General features: G+C 54.8%; 2 protein-coding genes and 1 pseudogene. 1 reads left to right on the forward strand and 2 read right to left on the reverse strand.

The window, feature by feature from the left end; translation table 11 throughout:
* A partial coding sequence (locus tag FT726_RS26795) for an MFS transporter (protein WP_346303794.1) occupies positions 1-963 on the reverse strand: 963 nt, incomplete at its 3' end.
* Between the two features lie 155 nt (positions 964-1,118).
* Here FT726_RS26795 and tus point away from each other — a divergent pair.
* Positions 1,119-2,045 (forward strand): DNA replication terminus site-binding protein, encoded by a 927-nt coding sequence (tus, locus tag FT726_RS26800; RefSeq protein ID WP_346303795.1) that lies wholly within the window; start codon positions 1,119-1,121, stop codon positions 2,043-2,045.
* 82 nt (positions 2,046-2,127) lie between these two features.
* On the opposite strand, the pseudogene fumC reads toward tus, so the two are convergent.
* A pseudogene (gene fumC, locus FT726_RS26805) lies at positions 2,128-2,370 on the reverse strand (class II fumarate hydratase); the annotation flags it as partial.

Here is a 2,370-nt window from a genome sequence, read left to right on the forward strand (position 1 = left end):
CGGTAAAGTTCCCCGCACTATCGCCCGCAAACCGTGTCCAGCACCGTATAGCACCATACTGACCAGCGCGAACTGCGGAAACAAGGTCAACAACAGCAATCCGATGGCCACCAGTCCTACCGAGAAAAACGTCGTCCAGATCGGATGTCCCCGTTTGAACGCGATATCCACAATACGTGACCCAACCTGACAAGGACCCAGAATCGCGCTGATGGCTAAGGCGGCGGTCAATGAGTGGCCGCTGGCTTGTAATAGACTAATCAACTGCACCGAAATAGCGGTCATGATCACTGAAGCAAGGGTAAAAATGCTGCATAGCAGCCAAAATAGCGCCGGTGCCAACTCACCACTGGCGTTATGCTGCTTTTTCGCCGTTTTCACGATGGGTTTAATCGGCGCAGGCAGTGCATACCAGTAGGCTGGCAACACAGTGAGGCATAACAGCGCGGCAATGGCGAAACAGGCGCCGCGCCAGTCAAGCCAGTGAATCAGCAGCGCAGTCCCCGGCCACACCAGCGTGGTGCAAAAGCCGGAGATTAAGGTAATGCCGGTAATCGCGCCACGAGCCTGTCCACCATAAAGCGTTCCGAGCGTGGCAAACAGGGCATCATATAAACCCATCGCCATGCCGATGCCGATAATCAGCCAGGCAAACAGAAACAGCAGCAGATGGTGGCTTAATCCCATGATCACCAGGCCCAGCGCCATCACCGCCCCGCTCGACGCCAGCAGCACGCGGCCATAACTGCCCGCAATTAGTCGGCCACTTAAGGGGGCTAACAGGCCAGAAACCAAAATGCCCAAGGATAATGCGCCATACACCCACTGCTGCGACCAGCCGGTTTCCGCGACGATCGGATTCGCCATCACGGCCATAAGATAAAACGAACCGCCCCACGAAAGGATTTGAACGCCTCCCAGTGTCACGATGGCAGGAACCGCAGGTTTAGGGTGATGCTCCACGACAAGTTTCCGTTAGCAGGCAAAGCATTGTTATAACATGTTCATCCTGCTGGAAAAATGCTTGTGTGCCCTGCTTCGCGAAATCACGTTTCAGAGTGGAAGATTGGCACCAAATAGGATAAGTTAAATGGTATGTTGTAACTATGGAGCGTAACATGTCTCGCTATGATTTGGTTGCCGATTTGCATGAGTGCGTTAATGCGCTGGAGCTTGGTCTCAGTGCCCTGCGTCAACAGGTGGAACAACAACCGCTGCTGATTGCACGCGCCTTTAGTTTGCCTGAGATCGAAAAAGGCCACGAGAATGATGAAATTGAGCGTATCGCCGTGACTCAACATCTCGGGCAGAAAGCGCGAGACATGGCGCTGGCTCACTACTGTCGTCTGTTTATGCAGCACCAGTCGGAAAAACTCAGCACCAAAGCTGCGGTGCGTTTGCCCGGCGCCATTTGTATAGAAGCAGATGAAGCCGTCAGCGAGCAAATCAGTCAGCAGGTGGCCGATATCAATGCACTTAAGCTGCGCCTGGAACACCTGATTACCGTGGAGTCGGGGCTGCCGAGCGAGGCGCGTTTTGAGTTTGTCCACCAACATCTGCGCGGTTTAATCACCCTGAACGCCTATCGCAGTGTGACCCTGCTGCACGCGCCGGACAGCCTGCGCTTTGGCTGGGCCAACAAGAACATCATTAAAAACCTGACCCGTGAAGCCGTTGTCGAGCAGCTGGAACGCAGCCTGAAGGCAAACCGTGCGCAAGCGCCCTGGACGCGCGAACAGTGGGCCGAGAAGGTGCAGCAAGAACTGGAGATGATTTTGTCACTGCCCGTCGACGCCAAACTGAAAATCAAGCGCCCGGTTAAGGTCCAACCGATTGCCCGCGTCTGGCGCGCCAGTAATAAGAAGCAGGTGCAACTCGCCTGCCCTTCACCGCTGCTGGTGCTGTGCCGGGATAAAACTCAGGTACCGATTTTAGGGGAATTGCTGGATTACGATGCCGATAACGTCACGCATCGTCATAAGCCGCTAGCGCAGCCGCTGCATCTGGTGATCCCACGACTGCACTTGTGGAGTGACAAGCTTTAATGAAGAAGCGGCCCTCAGGCCGCCTCTGTTATCGCACATCATCGCTGAACCGAGCGGCACTACCCCTCAGTTATCGCAATAATTATTGCTTCATGCTGCCAACCATCTCTTCAGGACGTACCCACTCGTCAAACTGCTCTTCAGTCAGATAACCAAGCTTCAGCGCCGAGCCTTTCAGCGTCAGCCCTTCTTTATGGGCTTTCTTGGCGATTTCCGCCGCTTTGTCATAACCGATATGGGTATTCAGCGCCGTCACCAGCATCAGCGACTCGTTCAGCAACTGATCGATGCGCTCGCGCACCGGCTCGATGCCCACTGCACAGTG

It is taken from the genome of Pantoea sp. Morm, assembly GCF_016643525.1.
GTDB lineage: Bacteria > Pseudomonadota > Gammaproteobacteria > Enterobacterales > Enterobacteriaceae > Pantoea > Pantoea dispersa.

Coding starts and splice junctions, on each gene's coding strand:
- tus (WP_346303795.1), top strand. CDS start 1,119: ATGTCTCGCTATGATTTGGTTGCCGATTTGCATGAGTGCGTTAATGCG.